Genomic DNA, 13,975 nt, shown 5'->3' with positions numbered 1-13,975 from the left:
CGTAAGGGCGACAACCAACACCGCGCCGCCCAGGAGACGCGCAGATCAGCCGATCAGGCCAGCGCCCTACAAGGCAGCTGCGGGATGACGCTTACGCTGCTCTCGGCCGTCCTCGGCGCGATCTCCTACGGCGTGCACGTTTCAACATCGGCTGAGGAATACGACACGGCGGAGACGCGCCGGGAGGTACTCCGCGTCCATTCTCGGATCAACGAAGCCATCAGGGCAGGTGACGCCGGAGCGGCCGAACGCCAGATGCGGGAGCACATCACGGCTACACATTCCCGCGCCGCCGGGGAGCGCCGCTCCATGGTTCCCCTCTCCGCATCGCGCAGGAAGCAGCGTTCCAACAGCAAGCCGGACGAGGAGTCTGCCTGACGTGACTGTCCGGGCAGAGTGCGCCACCTCGGACCGGGGCCGGCTGGACCGGCACTTCCGATGATCGTGCCGGTCCAAAGATCCTCCTGGCTCATCGTGCTGCAGCCCCGCTGGCTCCCAGCGACGTCACGAGCGCCGTCTGGCCGCGTCTTCAGCCGGTCGTTGCCGGCCCTCGATTTGATGCGTGAATAATTTCGAGTTCCTTCACCACCTCTGGCGGCTCATTATCGAGTGGCATATTCCTGGCATCTTGGATGCCGTCCAGCGCCGGATCGTCATCCGGAACGGCCATGGCAAACAGCTCGTCCATGTCGGCAGGCTCCGGGCCACGCTCGGCCACGAGCTCAAAGGTCTTCCGCAGGGCATATGTTGAGGAGAGTGAGCGAACCAGGACGCACGCGATCTGCCGCCGTGCGACGACACCGTCGCGCGGCGTCCCCGTCTGCCGCCTATCGCCCTGCAGCAGGACGAGGCGCTCCTGACCGCGGTCGTTGTAGTCGAACCAGCCGGGCCGGACGATCGTGTATGGCAGGCCGCTGGCCCGGAGCAGACGCTCGCCGCGGCGCTTCCAGTCGTGGACTCCCTTGCGGTCGGTTACCCCGATGGTGGTCATCAGCGCGACACGAACCTGGCGGCCTCGCAGCGCTGCCAGCACGTTGCGCACGCCACCATAGTCGACCGCTTCCGCGCCCGCCTGGGCACCGCCGTAGGTGCCGTGGGTGAACACGATGGCGCCGATGCCGTCCAGGGCGGGTACCAGCGAGGCTGGCCGCGTGAGGTCGCCGGCGAGAACCTCCACGCCGGGGGGGAACGGCACCTTGCCTGGGTTCCGCACCAGGGCGCGGACGCCGTGTCCCATGGCAAGGGCTTCCTCGACCACGTGGCGGCCGATGCTACCCGTCGCACCGACGGACAGGATCTTGAGGTGTGTCGCGCTCATCGTATGTCTCCTGCTGCCCCGCCACGGCCCGCCAGCTGCGCCTGCCAGAACCGGACCGCCTCCGCGATCCATCCCTCTGCCCTGGTGCCCGCGCCCGTCCCGAAGCCGTGGCCAAGACCCTCGTAGCGGCGGTATTCGACCGGCGTCCTGGCCCGCTGCAGCGCCGCGACCCTGCGCTCCATGCTGGACGGCGGCGCGATCCCGTCCCGCCCGCCGACGACGACGAAGGTCGGCGGCTCCTCGGAGGAATGGTCCGAGTGCCCCGTGTAGGCCATCACGACCGTCGATGGCCGCGGGAGATCGTCCCCGCCGAAGCTGGCCGCGCCGTGCGAGCCGATGGAGGCGGCCATCCGTGCCCCGGCCGAACTTCCCCAGAGCGAGTAGCCCTCGGTCGATACACCGAGAGCCCCGGCGTTCCTGAAGACGTAGGTGAGCGCGGCCGCCAGATCCTCCGTCGCCATCCTGCCGCCGTGACCGGCCCGGTATCGCAGGACGAAGGCGTTGTACCCCGCGGCACTGATGTCCTGGGCGTAGGGGAAGCCCTCGTGCACCGAGCCGACATAGGAGAAGCCCCCGCCCGGCGCGACGATGGCGAAGGGGGCGCCGGGCCTGCCGTGGAAGAAGAACAGCCCGGTGTTCTCCTTCTCCGGGTCCGCCCGCCTCGCGGCGGCGTCGTAGAAGTCGTAGAACACCCTCCTGCCCGCCCTCACGTCATCAATCATGCGGTTCAGGGCGCGCGTGACGACCACAGGGTCGACATGGCTGTGGTACGGCAGCAGGGAGCCAATCTGCCGCAGGGGCATCGCGCTGTCGTAGGTCTTGCCATCCCAGGGCAGGATCAGCCTGGCGAAGCCCGTGAAGGCCGGATGCTCCAGGATGTCTCCCAGGCGTCCGTCGGGCGTCAGGTGATCCGCGTGCCGGTCCCGTTCCTGCAGCATCGGGCTCACCACGGTGGTTCTGGGGATTCGAGGACCTTCACCTGCCTCGACGTCGGCCGAGGCCAGGAGAAGGGACAGCGCGACGTGACCTGGCAGCAGCGTGGGATGCGTCACGCAGAAGGTCTGCTGGCCGGATCGCACGGCACCAATGAGAGCGCTGCTGTGCTGAGGTGGGAGCGGGGGGGCCGTCATTCGTGCCACGCGACGCTCTCCGCGAGGGGCACCCGGCCCTGCTGGTAGGTGAAGGCGGGATGTGAAGTGTCCGGCGCGCCGAAGGAAATCCCGAAGAGCAGCTTCAGCTCGCCCGGCACGCCGAGGATCTGGCGGACCGTGTCCGCGAAGTAGCCGAGGACAGCTTGCGGCACCCCCGCGTACCCGCGGGCCGCCAGGGACAGGAGGAAGGTCTGCGCGTACATGCCGACGTCGGACGCGACCCGGACGTTGTCTCCCACCGAGGGCATGAACAGGAGCGCCACGTGCGGTGCACCGAAGAACCTGACATTGCGCTCCACGACTTCGGCCCGGCTGAGGGAGTCGTCACGGGCCACGCCCAGGGCCCGGTAATAGGTCCGGCCCTGCTCCGAAGCGCGCTCCCTGCAAGTCGGCGGGTAGTCGGCGGTGTCGAAGGTGAAGTCCTTGCTGTACTTCTCCGCCCTGAGCGCGTCCAGGAGGGCGGCGCTCAGCGCATCGAGCTTCTTCCCCGCAACGATGTGGACGTTCCAGGGCTGCGTGTTGCAGTTCGAGGGAGCGCATTGGGCATCCTGGAGAATGTCTTCCAGCGTGTCGCGAGGGATCGGCGATGGCAGGAAGCCTCGGGCGGAGTGCCGGGACCGCACGACGTCCTGAAAAGACGGGGTAGGCAAGGACAAGTCTGACCTCCTCGTTGAGTGCTCGAGGGCCGCTCCGGCCCTTCCGTGGGCAGGGCTGGCCGACGATCCGGCTCGCCCCCGTTCACCATGTGCGACCCCGGGTGGGGGGGGGCGGATGGGCGCCCCGCTCAACCGGGAGACCATCGCGCCGGCCTTCCGTCCCTAGAGGCCCGTCATCTTGAGCAGGGCTTCCGGCAGCCGCTCGCCCTGGACCGGCACCTTGAACGCCTCCACCTCGATTTCGGCGAGATCGGCGGCCGCCAGATGGAGTGCGGCCCCGCCCAGGTTCTCCTTCAGGCGGTGAACCTTGGTGGTCCCGGGGATCGGCACGATCCAGGGCTTCTGCGCCAGGAGCCAGGCCAGGGCGACCTGCGCCGGGGTCGCGCCCTTCCGGTCCGCCACGGTCTTGATCACCTTCACCAGCGCCATGTTCGCCTTGCGGGCCTCCGGCGAGAAGCGGGGGACGTGGTTGCGGAAGTCGGTCGGGTCGAACTTGGTGTTCTCGTCGATCTTGCCGGTGAGGAAGCCGGCGCCTAGCGGGCTGAAGGGCACGGAGCCGATGCCGAGCTCCTCGAGCACCGGCAGCAGCTCGGCCTCCGGCCCGCGCCAGAACAGCGAGTACTCGCTCTGGACGGCGGTCACCGGCTGGACGGCGTGGGCGCGGCGGATGGTGCCGGTGCCTGCCTCGGACAGGCCAAAATGCTTCACCTTCCCGGCGGCGATCAGGTCCTTGACCGCGCCGGCCACGTCCTCGATGGGCACCTGCGGGTCGACCCGGTGCTGGTAGAGGATATCAATGCGGTCGGTCCTCAGGCGCCTGAGGCAGGCATCGGCCACGGCCTTGATGTGCTCGGGCCGGCTGTTGGTCCCGCCGCGGCGCTCACCGGTCTCGAGGTCGATATCGAAGCCGAACTTGGTCGCGATGACCACCGCGTCCCGCACCGGCTGAAGCGCCTCGCCGACGAGTTCCTCGTTGGTGAACGGCCCGTATGCCTCGGCGGTGTCGAACAGCGTCACGCCCTCATCCACGGCCGTGCGGACGAGCGCGATCATCTCCTGCCGGTCGCCGGCTGGGCCGTAGGTCGAGGTCATGCTCATGCAGCCGAAGCCCAGGGCAGATACCTTCAAGCCGCTGTGGCCGAGAACGCGCTGTTCCATGCTTTATCTCCAATTCGTTGAGGGGCCGCTGCGTAGGTCGGGCACCTGTCCGCGCAGGCGGGACTACCTTCAGCGGCCGCCCTTCGGCGGTGCTTCCACATTTGAAAAGGCCAGAACCGCGTCCGGCAGGCGTGCCCCGCGAATCTGGATCTCCGTCACCGAGCGGTTCAGCTCAGCGACCTCGGCCTCCGTCAGCGTGAGGGCTGCCGCCCCGATGTTCTCGACCATGTGGGGCATCTGCGTCGTGCCGGGGATCGGCACGATCCAGGGCTTCTGAGCCAGCAGCCAGGCGAGGGCGACCTGCCCCGGCGTGGCCTGCTTGCGCTCTCCCCAACGCTTCAGCAGGGCGACAAGGGCCAGGTTGTTGGGCAGGTTCTCCCGCGAGAACCGCGTCTCGGCCTCGCGGATGTCACCGTCGGCAAAGCTCGTCTGGGCGTCGATGGAGCCGGTGAGGAAACCAACCCCGAGGGGGCTCCAGGGGACGAACCCGATGCCCAGCTCCTCGCAGAGGGGGATGACGACCTCCTCCGGCCCGCGCCAGAGCATCGAGTACTCGTTCTGGACGGCGCTGACCGGCATCTCGGCATGGGCCCGGCGAAGCGTGTTCGGCCCCATCTCGCAGAGACCCCAGTGGAGGACTTTGCCTTCCGCCCTGAGGTCCTTAACGACGCCGGCGACGTCCTCGATCGGGACCTGCGGATCAACGCGGTGCTGGTAGAGCAGGTCGATCCGGTCGGTCCGTAGGCGCCTCAGCATGCCCTCGACGGCCGCCCTGATGTGCTCGGGGCGGCTGTTGAGCCCGGGCCGGCGTTCTCCGCTCTGGAGGTCGATGTTCCAGCCGAACTTGGAGGCGATGACGACCTGGTTGCGGAACGGCGCCGCACCCTCCCCGAGGATCCGCTCCACCTCATGCGGCCCATAAGCCTCGGCGGCGTCGAAGAAGGTGACGCCGCGCTCGAAGGCGGTCCGGATGATGTTGATCATCTCCGGCCGGCTGGGGATCGTCGTCTGGTAGGTGCGGCTCATGTTCTGGACGCCAAGGCCGATGCTGGAGACCTCCAGCGTCCCCAGTCTCCGGCGGCCACCTACCCTAACCGCGCCATCGGTGCGACCGGTCGCACTCCCCGCTCCCTGGGCGAAGCCGGGCGTCGGCATGGCGCCCAGGATCGGGAGTGCGGCAAGCCCGCCCGGGACACCCACCAGGGCACGACGGCGCACCCCGGCAGCCAAGCTTCTGCTCATCTCCGGTCGGTGCTCGCCGGACTTGTCGGTCATCTCGGGCATCCCTCCGCCGCCTAGCGGTTGATCAGGCGCTGGTGCGAGGCGGCATAGCGGTCGCCCTGGATCGTGATGCCGGCGAGAGCCCCCTCGATGCGGCCGAGATCGTCGGCGGTCAGCTCCACGCCGGCCGCGCCGAGGTTCTCCTCCAGGCGGTGCAGTTTGGTGGTGCCGGGAATGGGGACGATCCAGGGGCGCTGGGCCAGCAGCCACGCGAGCGCGACCTGCGCGGGCGTCGCGGCCTTCGCCGTCGCGATCGACCCGATGAGGTCCACCAGGGACTGGTTGGCCTTCAGGGCTTCGGGCGAGAAGCGCGGCACGGAGCTTCGAAAATCCTTGTCGCCGAAGGTGGCGCTCGCGTCGATCTTGCCGGTCAGGAATCCCTTGCCGAGAGGAGAGAAGGGCACGAAGCCGATGCCGAGCTCTTCGAGCAGGGGCAGGATCTCGGCCTCGGGCTCCCGCCACCACAGGGAATATTCGCTCTGGAGCGCGGCGAGAGGCTGCACGACATGGGCGCGACGGATCGCGTCCGCGCCTGCCTCGGACATGCCGAAGTGGCGGACCTTGCCGGCCCTGATGAGGTCCTTGACGGTGCCGGCCACCTCCTCCACCGGGACGTTGGGATCGACCCGGTGCTGGTAGAAGAGGTCGATGCGGTCGGTGCGGAGGCGCTTCAGGGCCTCGTCGGCCACGAGCCGGATCCTCTCGGGCCGGCTATCGGGCCCCTCGGATGGCACGCCGTTCCGGAAGCCGAATTTGGTCGCGATCACGACCTCATCGCGAATTGGCTCCAGGGCCTCGCCGACGACCTCCTCGTTGATGCCGGGGCCGTAGGCTTCGGCCGTGTCGAAGAAGGTGACGCCGCACTCGTGGGCGGCCCGGATTAGCTTGATGGCCTCCTGCCGATCGGTGGCCGGCCCGTATCCATAACTCAGGCCCATGCAGCCGAGTCCCAGGGCCGAAACCTCCAGGCCGCTTCGGCCGAGTGTGCGCTTCTGCATGCTGGCGATCTCCCGACGGTCGCGGGTGGGATCCCGCGGTCTGGGCAGGAGGTAGGTCGCCCTGGCCTGTGCAACTACAGGTCAGAATTTGCATGAACCTATACTGAACACTCATCAATCGCGCCGCACGTTCCAGTGCCGCAGGGCTTCCACGAGGAGGGCGAAGGCGGGCGTGTGCTGGCGGCGGCTGGGATAGTAGAGATGGTACCCGGCGAAGGGCGGGCAAAACTCATCAAGGACCCGCACCAAGCGACCATCGGACAGGTACGGGATGGCCACTCCCTCCAGGGTGCAGACCAGCCCGAAACCTTCCGCTGCCGCCTGGAGGCTCAGGTCGCTGCGGTTGAAGGCGAGCTGTCCATCGACCCGGACCTTCAGCTCCCGCCCATTCTGCTCGAACTCCCATGCGTAGAGGCCGCCTGACGTTGCCATGCGGAGATTGATGCAGTTGTGGCGGAGGAGATCCTGCGGCGTCCGCGGGGGTGGGTTGGCAGCGAAGTAGGCGGGTGAGCCGACGACCGCCATCCGGAGGTCGGGCCCGATCGGGACGGCGACCATGTCCTTGGCCACCTGCTCGCCCAGGCGCACGCCGGCATCGTAACGCTCCGCGATGATGTCGGTCAGGCTGTTGTCGACGGTGATCTCGACCTTCACCTCAGGATAGCCGCGAAGGAGCCGGGCGCAGGTCGGCCACAGGATGGTCTCGGCCGCGTGCAGGGAGGTGGTCAGGCGGATGGTCCCTGACGGCTTCTCGCGCAGCTCGCCGAGTGAGAGCAGTTCGGCCTCGATGTCGCCCAGTGCCGGGCGGAGGGTCCGCAACAGCCGCTCGCCGGCCTCTGTCGGCGCGACCCGGCGCGTGGTCCGGGTGAGGAGACGGACGCCGAGCCGGGTTTCAAGGCGCCGGATGGTGTAGCTCAACGCGGACTGCGAGGTGCCGAGCCTGGCGGCGGCGCGCGTGAAGCTGCTCTCCTCGGCAACGGCCAGGAAGACGTTCAGGTCCGCCAGATCATCACCACGCATCTATGAATCCCGTATATGACTACATGCCAATTCTACCACCTAATCATTGAGTGGAGGAGGCGTCACTTTTGACGGATGGAACGAGCCCGACCTCCGACAGGGAAGGGCACCGACGTCATGTGTCACCGTTCCCGGACGCGATAAGGATCGGGGTAGCCCATGCAAGGTCAGGACGAGCTCGGGGTGTCGCGGCGCGGACTTCTCGCCGGAGCTGCCACCTGCACGACAGCGGCTGTTGGACCTGCCGCGCAAGCCCAGCCTGGCGCTCAAGCCGCTGCTCCCAGCGGGGCTGTTCAGCCGACACCCGGCCTTTCCAAGGTGTCCCTCCGCATCAACGGCCAGGCACGCGCCGCCGAGATCGACACGCGGACGACGCTGCTGGACACCTTGCGCGAGCACCTGAAACTCACCGGCAGCAAGAAGGGCTGCGACCACGGCCAGTGCGGCGCCTGCACGGTGATGGTGAATGGCCGTCGGGTCTATTCCTGCCTGACTCTGGCGATAATGCACGAGGGCGACGAGATCACCACCATCGAAGGGCTGGGCCAGCCCGAGAACCTACACCCCATGCAGGCCGCCTTCGTGAAGCACGACGGCTACCAGTGCGGCTACTGCACCCCCGGCCAGATCTGCTCCTCCGTCGCCATGCTCGAGGAGATCAAGGCGGGCGTGCCGAGCCACGCGACGTCCGACCTGACGGCCGCGCCCCGGCTGACGGCGGATGAAATCCGCGAGCGCATGAGCGGCAACATCTGCCGCTGCGGCGCCTATTCCAACATCGTCGATGCCATCACCGAGGTCGCGGAGAAGCAGGCATGAGGCCCTTCACCTACGAGCGCGCCCGCACCCCCGCCGAGGCGGCCGCGGCGGCCAGCCGCAATCCCGGCGCCAAGTTCATCGCGGGCGGGACCAACCTGCTCGACCTCATGAAGCTGCAGATCGAGGTACCGAGCCACCTGATCGACGTCAACGGGCTCGGGCTGGACCGGATCGAGGCGACGCCGGAGGGCGGGCTGCGGATCGGGGCGCTGGTTCGCAACACGGATCTCGCCGCGGATGAGCGCGTGCGGCGCGACTACGCCGTGCTGAGCCGCGCGCTGCTCGCCGGTGCCTCCGGTCAGCTGCGGAACAAGGCAACGACTGCGGGCAACCTGCTCCAGCGCACGCGCTGCCCCTATTTCTACGACACGGCCCAGCCCTGCAACAAACGCCAGCCCGGCAGCGGTTGCTCGGCGATTGGCGGCGTCACGCGGGGGCTGGCGGTGATCGGAACCAGCGAGGCCTGCATTGCCACGCATCCCAGCGACATGGCCGTGGCCATGCGCGCGCTGGACGCGACCGTGGAGACGGTGAAGGCGGATGGCACCATGCGGCAGATCCCGATCGCCGAGTTCCACCGCCTTCCCGGTGACACCCCGCATATCGAGACGGCGCTGGAGCGGGGGGATTTCATCACGGCCGTGATCCTGCCGCCGCCCGCCGGCGGGCGGCAGTTCTACCGTAAGGTGCGTGACCGGGCCTCCTACGCCTTCGCGCTCGTCTCCGTGGCCGCCGTGGTGCAGCGGGACGGCACGGGGCGCGTGGCCCTGGGTGGGGTGGCCCACAAGCCCTGGCGGGTAGAAGCGGCGGAGGCCGAGCTGCCGCGGGGTGCCAAGCCTGCCATGGCGGCGATCCTGGATGGCGCGAAGCCCACCCACGAGAATGCCTTCAAGGTGCCCTTAGCAGAGCGGACACTCGCTTCCGTCCTGGCCGAGGCGAGGGGCTGAGCCATGAGGTTCGACACCCCCGCCACCAGCAACCCGATCGACCAGCTCAAGGTCATCGGCAAGCCTACGGACCGTATCGATGGGCCCCTCAAGACGACAGGCACCGCCCCCTATGCCTATGAGCGGCACGATGTCGCGCCGAATCCGGCATACGGGTTCGTCATTGGCGCCGGCGTCGCCAAGGGCCGCATCACCCGGATTGAGGTCTCGGCGGCCAGGGCCGCGCCCGGCGTGGTCGCGGTCGTGACCACCCTTGAGTCTGCCCCTCTCCCCAACGGTCCGATGAACACCGCCACCCTGTTCGGCGGCGCGGAGATTCAGCACTACCATCAAGCCGTCGCGCTGGTGGTGGCCGAGACCTTCGAGCAGGCGCGGGCTGCCGCAGCGTTGGTTCGGGTGGACTATGCCCGCCAGCCAGGCCGCTTTGACCTGGCTGCGGAAGCCCGAAATGCCAAGCCGGTCCCCGGCGACAGCGGCGAGGGCAGCGGGGCTCCGCCAGAGGATCGGTTCGGCGACTTCGAGGGCGCTTTCGCTGCCGCCCCCGTGAAGCTGGACGAAACCTACACCACCCCGGACGAGAGCCATGCGGCGATGGAGCCGCACGCGACCATCGCCGCATGGGAAGGTGACAGGCTGACGGTCTGGACGTCCAACCAGATGATCGCCTGGGGCAAGCGAGATCTTGCCAAGGCGCTCAGCATGAAGCCGGAGAATATTCGGCTCGACAGCCCGTATGTCGGCGGCGGCTTCGGCGGAAAGCTGTTCCTGCGCTCGGACGTGGTTCTCGCCGCGCTGGGCGCGAGGGCTGCGCGGCGGCCGGTGAAGGTGGCGCTGACGCGGCCCCTGATCGCCAACAACACCACGCACCGCCCGGCCACCATCCAGCGCGTCCGCCTCGGCGCGGGGCGGGACGGCCGGATCACAGCGATCGCGCATGAGAGCACCTCCGGCAACCTGAAGGACGGCAAGCCAGAGACGGCGGTGCAACAGACCAAGCTGCTCTATGCCGGGGCGAACCGCCTGACCGCCTTGCGGCTGGCGGAGATGGACCTGCCCGAGGGCAACGCCATGCGTGCCCCGGGCGAGGCGCCGGGCCTCATGGCGCTGGAGGTCGCGATCGACGAGATGGCGGAGAGGCTGGGCTTGGATCCCGTCGAGTTCCGCATCATCAACGATACCCAAGTGGACCCGGAGCACCCGGAGCGTCACTTCTCGCAGCGGCAGCTGGTGGAGTGCTTGCGACGTGGGGTCGAGCGCTTTGGCTGGACGAACCGAGACCCCCGTCCGGGTCAGAGGCGAGCCGGGCGATGGCTTCTCGGGATGGGCGTGGCGGCGGGCTTCCGCAACAACCTGCTGACCAAGTCCGGTGCCCGCGTGCGGCTGGACAGCGGGGGCGTGGTGACGGTCGAGACCGACATGACCGACATCGGCACGGGCAGCTACACCATCATCGCCCAAACGGCCGCCGAGATGATGGGCGTGCCAATCGGGAAGGTGGTGGTGAAGCTCGGGGATTCCGATTTCCCGGCCTCGGCCGGCTCGGGCGGCCAGTGGGGCGCCAACAACTCCACAGCCGGTGTCTTCGCCGCCTGCGTGAAGCTGCGCGAGGCGGTGGCGCAGAGGCTCGGCTTCAACTCGGCCGAGGCGGAGTTCGCCAACGGGCAGGTCCGCTCGGGCAACCGGGCCGTGCCGCTCGGCGAGGCGGCAGGCCCGGGCGGCCTCGTCGCGGAGGATGCGATCGAGTACGGCGACCTCGCCAAGCGCTACCAGCAATCCACCTTCGCCGGGCACTTCGTGGAGGTAGCCGTGGATGTCTTCACGGGCGAGACCCGAATCCAGCGCATGCTGGCCGTCTGCGCGGCGGGCCGCATCCTCAACCCGAAATCGGCGCGCTCCCAGGTGATCGGCGCGATGACCATGGGCGTCGGTGCCGCGCTGAGCGAGGCGCTGGAGGTGGATAAGCGCCACGGCTTCTTCGTCAACCACGACTTGGCGGGCTACGAGGTGCCGGTGCACGCCGATATCCCACACCAAGAGGTCCTTTTTCTGGACGAGGTGGACCCACTCTCCTCGCCCATGAAGGCCAAGGGCGTGGGCGAGCTCGGCCTATGCGGCGTCGGTGCGGCGGTGGCCAATGCCATCTACAACGCCACCGGTATCCGTGTCCGCGACTACCCGATCACGCTCGACAAGCTGATCGAGCGGCTTCCGACGCTGGCATGACTGATGCTGGACGACAAAAGCCCTCCCTTCGACACAGGGAAAGGTCAATGAGGATTTTGGCCATGACGCTCGCCATGACCGGGCTTGCTGGCCCTGCCCAGGCTCAGGGGCAGGGCGCGCCGGCACCGCGGGTCGCTCCCCAGGCGGTCTACGACATCGCCCCCTCGCTAGGTGCCTACACCGATGAAGTTCTCTTCGGTGAGGTATGGCGGCGGGAGGGGCTCATCCCCCGCGACCGCAGCCTCGTCACTGTCTCCGCCCTCATCGCGAACGGCCGCGCCGCCCAGCTGCGCGGGCATGTCGGCCGGGCGCTGGACAATGGGGTCAGGCCGGAGGAGATCGCGGAAATCATCACCCACCTCGCCTTCTATGCGGGCTGGCCGGTTGCCATCTCGGCAGTGCAGGAGACGAAGGCGGTCTTCGAGCAGCGTGACATCGGAACCCCGGTTCCCGCCACCGCGCCGCTCTCGCTCGACGAAGCGGCCGAGGCGCGGCGGCGGGCCGCCGTGCAGGCCTCGGCCGGGGCCGTCGCGCCGCCACTGGCTGACCTCACCAATAGGGTGCTGTTCGGGGACCTGTGGCGTCGCCCGACGCTTGCGCCGCGGGACCGGAGCTTGGTAACCATCGCCGCCCTGATCGCCAATGGCCAGGCCGAGCAGATGCCTTTCCATGTCAACCGCGCCATGGATGCGGGATTGACCGAGGCACAACTGTCGGAGGTGGTGACGCATCTCGCCTTCTACGCAGGCTGGCCGCGCTCCATGTCGGCGGTGCCCGTCGTCCAGAAGATCCTGGCAGAGCGCGCCAAGGCCGCCGCTCCGCAGACGGGCGCAGGCGCGGCGATCCGCATCCAGCGCCACGGCGGGCAGCCGTCCGCTACGGGACCGGCGAGCAACTTTACCGGGACCGTTCGCGTCGAGTCCCGCTTCCAGGCCGAGAGCCCCGCACGGGTGGGTGGAGGTGTGGTCAGCTTCGAGCCGGGAGCCCGAACAGCTTGGCACGCGCACCCGCTGGGCCAGACGCTGATCGTCACCTCCGGCTGCGGCTGGGTGCAGCAGGAAGGCGGCCCGGTGCAGGAGATCCGGCCCGGCGACGTCGTCTGGTTCCCGCCCGGGATCAAGCACTGGCATGGCGCAACACCGAATAGCGCGATGAGCCATGTCGCCGTCGCCGAAGCGCAGGATGGCACCAGCACCGTCTGGATGGAGCACGTCACAGATGACCAGTACGCCCAAGGCTCATCCATCCCGGGCGGCTGCAGGACCTGAAGACGGAGCCGCGAGCTCAAGGTCCTGGCGGGCATTCACCGCGGTTCTGGCGCTCGCGGCCGGGTTGGCGATGCCAGGGGCAGGAACAGCTGCCGACGGCAGCACGCCCGGGCCATTGACCATCCGAGAGCAGGGCAGCTTTGCCATCGGCGGCACGGTGGCGAATACCCTCGGCGTCTACAACAACAACGCGCCGACCGCTGCGGGCCAGAGCCTGCACGGCGATCACCTCTACAGCTTCTATCAGGTGCCGCAGGGTGCCAGGCCCCTGCCGATTGTCATGCTGCATGGCGCCTACCAATCGGCCCGTAGCTGGGAAACTACGCCGGACGGCCGGGAAGGCTTCCAGACCATCTTCCTGCGGCGTCGTTTCCCGGTTTACCTGGTCGATCAGCCGCGTCGCGGACGGGCGGGCAACAGCACCGTCGCGACGACGATTGAGCCGACGCCCTACGACCAGCTCTTTTTCGACCAGTTCCGGCTCGGCAAGTGGCCGAACTACTTCGAGAATGTCCAGTTTGATCGCAGGCCGGAGACGCTCGACCAGTTCTTTCGCTCTGTCACGCCCAACACTGGCCCTTACGATGCAGGCGTGATCTCGGACGCAATGTCCGCGCTGTTCGCGAAGATCGGTCCGGCCATCCTGTTCACCCATTCGCAGGGTGTCGGTCCGGGCTGGCTGACGGCGATCAAGAATGCCAATGTCCGGGCGATCGTCGCCTTTGAGCCGGGGAGCGGCTTCATCTTCCCGGAAGGCGAGCTGCCCCCGGCGATGCCGAGTGCTGCCGGTACGTTGTCGCCGGAGGCTGTACCTCTGGCGACTTTCGAGAAGCTCACCCGTATACCGATCGTCATCTATTACGGGGACAACTTCCCGGTCGAGCCCACGGCGGAGCGCGGCCAGGACAACTGGCGGGTACGGCTCGCCATGGCCCGGCTCTGGATAGACGCAGTCAATCGGCACGGCGGCGACGCCCGGCTGGTGCACCTGCCGGAGATCGGGATCCGCGGCAACACGCACTTCCTGATGTCCGATCTGAACAACGTCCAGATCGCCGATCAGGTCTCGATGTTCCTTACTGAAAAAAAACTGGACTGATCTGCTCACCTAAACGCTCTGCGCTGCGCAGGTCCCG

The 13,975-nt window shown here is 68.2% G+C and carries 13 protein-coding genes; 6 read left to right on the top strand and 7 right to left on the bottom strand.

All coding sequences use genetic code 11. The annotated features are described in order from the left end of the window. Positions 1 to 378, top strand: a 378-nt coding sequence (locus tag FHS87_RS21055; RefSeq protein ID WP_221300226.1) for an FCD domain-containing protein, incomplete at its 5' end; no start/stop codon positions are given. Positions 379 to 529: 151 nt separating this feature from the next. Here the strand turns inward: FHS87_RS21055 and FHS87_RS21050 are convergent. From FHS87_RS21050 to FHS87_RS21020, 7 genes are all read right to left on the bottom strand, one after another. Continuing rightward, positions 530 to 1,318, bottom strand: a complete 789-nt coding sequence (locus tag FHS87_RS21050) for an SDR family oxidoreductase (protein WP_184521284.1) — start codon at positions 1,316 to 1,318, stop codon at positions 530 to 532. Next, positions 1,315 to 2,370, bottom strand: coding sequence for an alpha/beta hydrolase (locus FHS87_RS24555; RefSeq protein WP_221300224.1), 1,056 nt, complete (start codon positions 2,368 to 2,370; stop codon positions 1,315 to 1,317). Before FHS87_RS24555 ends, FHS87_RS21050 begins: the two co-directional genes overlap by 4 nt. 74 nt (positions 2,371 to 2,444) lie before the next feature. Continuing rightward, entirely contained in the window at positions 2,445 to 3,125 is a 681-nt protein-coding gene (locus FHS87_RS21040) for a nitroreductase (RefSeq protein WP_221300222.1), read from the bottom strand. Between the two features lie 162 nt (positions 3,126 to 3,287). Continuing rightward, positions 3,288 to 4,283 carry an aldo/keto reductase gene (locus FHS87_RS21035; RefSeq protein WP_184521282.1) on the bottom strand — a complete coding sequence of 332 codons (996 nt, stop codon included), beginning with the start codon at positions 4,281 to 4,283 and terminating at the stop codon, positions 3,288 to 3,290. Between the two features lie 69 nt (positions 4,284 to 4,352). After that, positions 4,353 to 5,567 carry an aldo/keto reductase gene (locus tag FHS87_RS21030; protein WP_246418591.1) on the bottom strand — a complete coding sequence of 405 codons (1,215 nt, stop codon included), beginning with the start codon at positions 5,565 to 5,567 and terminating at the stop codon, positions 4,353 to 4,355. Between the two features lie 11 nt (positions 5,568 to 5,578). Next, positions 5,579 to 6,562 (bottom strand): aldo/keto reductase, encoded by a 984-nt coding sequence (locus tag FHS87_RS21025; RefSeq protein ID WP_184521281.1) that lies wholly within the window; start codon positions 6,560 to 6,562, stop codon positions 5,579 to 5,581. Positions 6,563 to 6,676: 114 nt separating this feature from the next. Then, positions 6,677 to 7,582 (bottom strand): LysR family transcriptional regulator, encoded by a 906-nt coding sequence (locus tag FHS87_RS21020; RefSeq protein WP_184521280.1) that lies wholly within the window; start codon positions 7,580 to 7,582, stop codon positions 6,677 to 6,679. Positions 7,583 to 7,741: 159 nt separating this feature from the next. Between FHS87_RS21020 and paoA the strand changes: the two genes are divergently transcribed. Genes paoA through FHS87_RS20995 form a run of 5 tightly spaced genes read left to right on the top strand, consistent with a single transcriptional unit; the run spans position 7,742 to position 13,938 of the window. Further along, positions 7,742 to 8,401 carry an aldehyde dehydrogenase iron-sulfur subunit PaoA gene (gene paoA / locus FHS87_RS21015; RefSeq protein WP_184521279.1) on the top strand — a complete coding sequence of 220 codons (660 nt, stop codon included), beginning with the start codon at positions 7,742 to 7,744 and terminating at the stop codon, positions 8,399 to 8,401. Continuing rightward, positions 8,398 to 9,348, top strand: coding sequence for an FAD binding domain-containing protein (locus FHS87_RS21010; protein WP_184521278.1), 951 nt, complete (start codon positions 8,398 to 8,400; stop codon positions 9,346 to 9,348). Before paoA ends, FHS87_RS21010 begins: the two co-directional genes overlap by 4 nt. Before the next feature lie 3 nt (positions 9,349 to 9,351). Next, complete coding sequence (gene paoC / locus FHS87_RS21005) at positions 9,352 to 11,571, top strand: aldehyde oxidoreductase molybdenum-binding subunit PaoC (RefSeq protein WP_184521277.1); 2,220 nt, start codon at positions 9,352 to 9,354, stop codon at positions 11,569 to 11,571. 47 nt (positions 11,572 to 11,618) lie between these two features. Beyond that, a complete protein-coding gene (locus FHS87_RS24550; RefSeq protein ID WP_184521276.1) occupies positions 11,619 to 12,839 on the top strand; it encodes a (R)-mandelonitrile lyase in 1,221 nt (406 codons plus the stop codon). Beyond that, positions 12,790 to 13,938: an alpha/beta hydrolase gene (locus FHS87_RS20995; protein WP_221300220.1), complete on the top strand. Its 1,149-nt coding sequence runs from the start codon at positions 12,790 to 12,792 to the stop codon at positions 13,936 to 13,938. Before FHS87_RS24550 ends, FHS87_RS20995 begins: the two co-directional genes overlap by 50 nt. Positions 13,939 to 13,975: the final 37 nt, after the last annotated feature.

The sequence above is a fragment of the Muricoccus pecuniae genome (assembly GCF_014199205.1).
Classification (GTDB): Bacteria; Pseudomonadota; Alphaproteobacteria; order Acetobacterales; family Acetobacteraceae; genus Roseomonas; species Roseomonas pecuniae.
The sequence above is the reverse complement of the archived record's forward strand: the minus strand, read 5'-3'. Positions and strand labels throughout refer to the sequence as shown.

What these genes read in the sequence shown, in the direction of transcription:
- FHS87_RS21030 (WP_246418591.1), bottom strand. Translation starts at nt 5,567, where the DNA reads ATGCCCGAGATGACCGACAAGTCCGGCGAGCACCGACCGGAGATGAGC.
- FHS87_RS20995 (WP_221300220.1), top strand. Translation starts at nt 12,790, where the DNA reads ATGACCAGTACGCCCAAGGCTCATCCATCCCGGGCGGCTGCAGGACCT.
- FHS87_RS21010 (WP_184521278.1), top strand. Translation starts at nt 8,398, where the DNA reads ATGAGGCCCTTCACCTACGAGCGCGCCCGCACCCCCGCCGAGGCGGCC.
- FHS87_RS21050 (WP_184521284.1), bottom strand. Translation starts at nt 1,318, where the DNA reads ATGAGCGCGACACACCTCAAGATCCTGTCCGTCGGTGCGACGGGTAGC.
- FHS87_RS21035 (WP_184521282.1), bottom strand. Translation starts at nt 4,283, where the DNA reads ATGGAACAGCGCGTTCTCGGCCACAGCGGCTTGAAGGTATCTGCCCTG.
- FHS87_RS21020 (WP_184521280.1), bottom strand. Translation starts at nt 7,582, where the DNA reads ATGCGTGGTGATGATCTGGCGGACCTGAACGTCTTCCTGGCCGTTGCC.
- paoA (WP_184521279.1), top strand. Translation starts at nt 7,742, where the DNA reads ATGCAAGGTCAGGACGAGCTCGGGGTGTCGCGGCGCGGACTTCTCGCC.
- FHS87_RS24550 (WP_184521276.1), top strand. Translation starts at nt 11,619, where the DNA reads ATGAGGATTTTGGCCATGACGCTCGCCATGACCGGGCTTGCTGGCCCT.
- FHS87_RS21025 (WP_184521281.1), bottom strand. Translation starts at nt 6,562, where the DNA reads ATGCAGAAGCGCACACTCGGCCGAAGCGGCCTGGAGGTTTCGGCCCTG.
- paoC (WP_184521277.1), top strand. Translation starts at nt 9,352, where the DNA reads ATGAGGTTCGACACCCCCGCCACCAGCAACCCGATCGACCAGCTCAAG.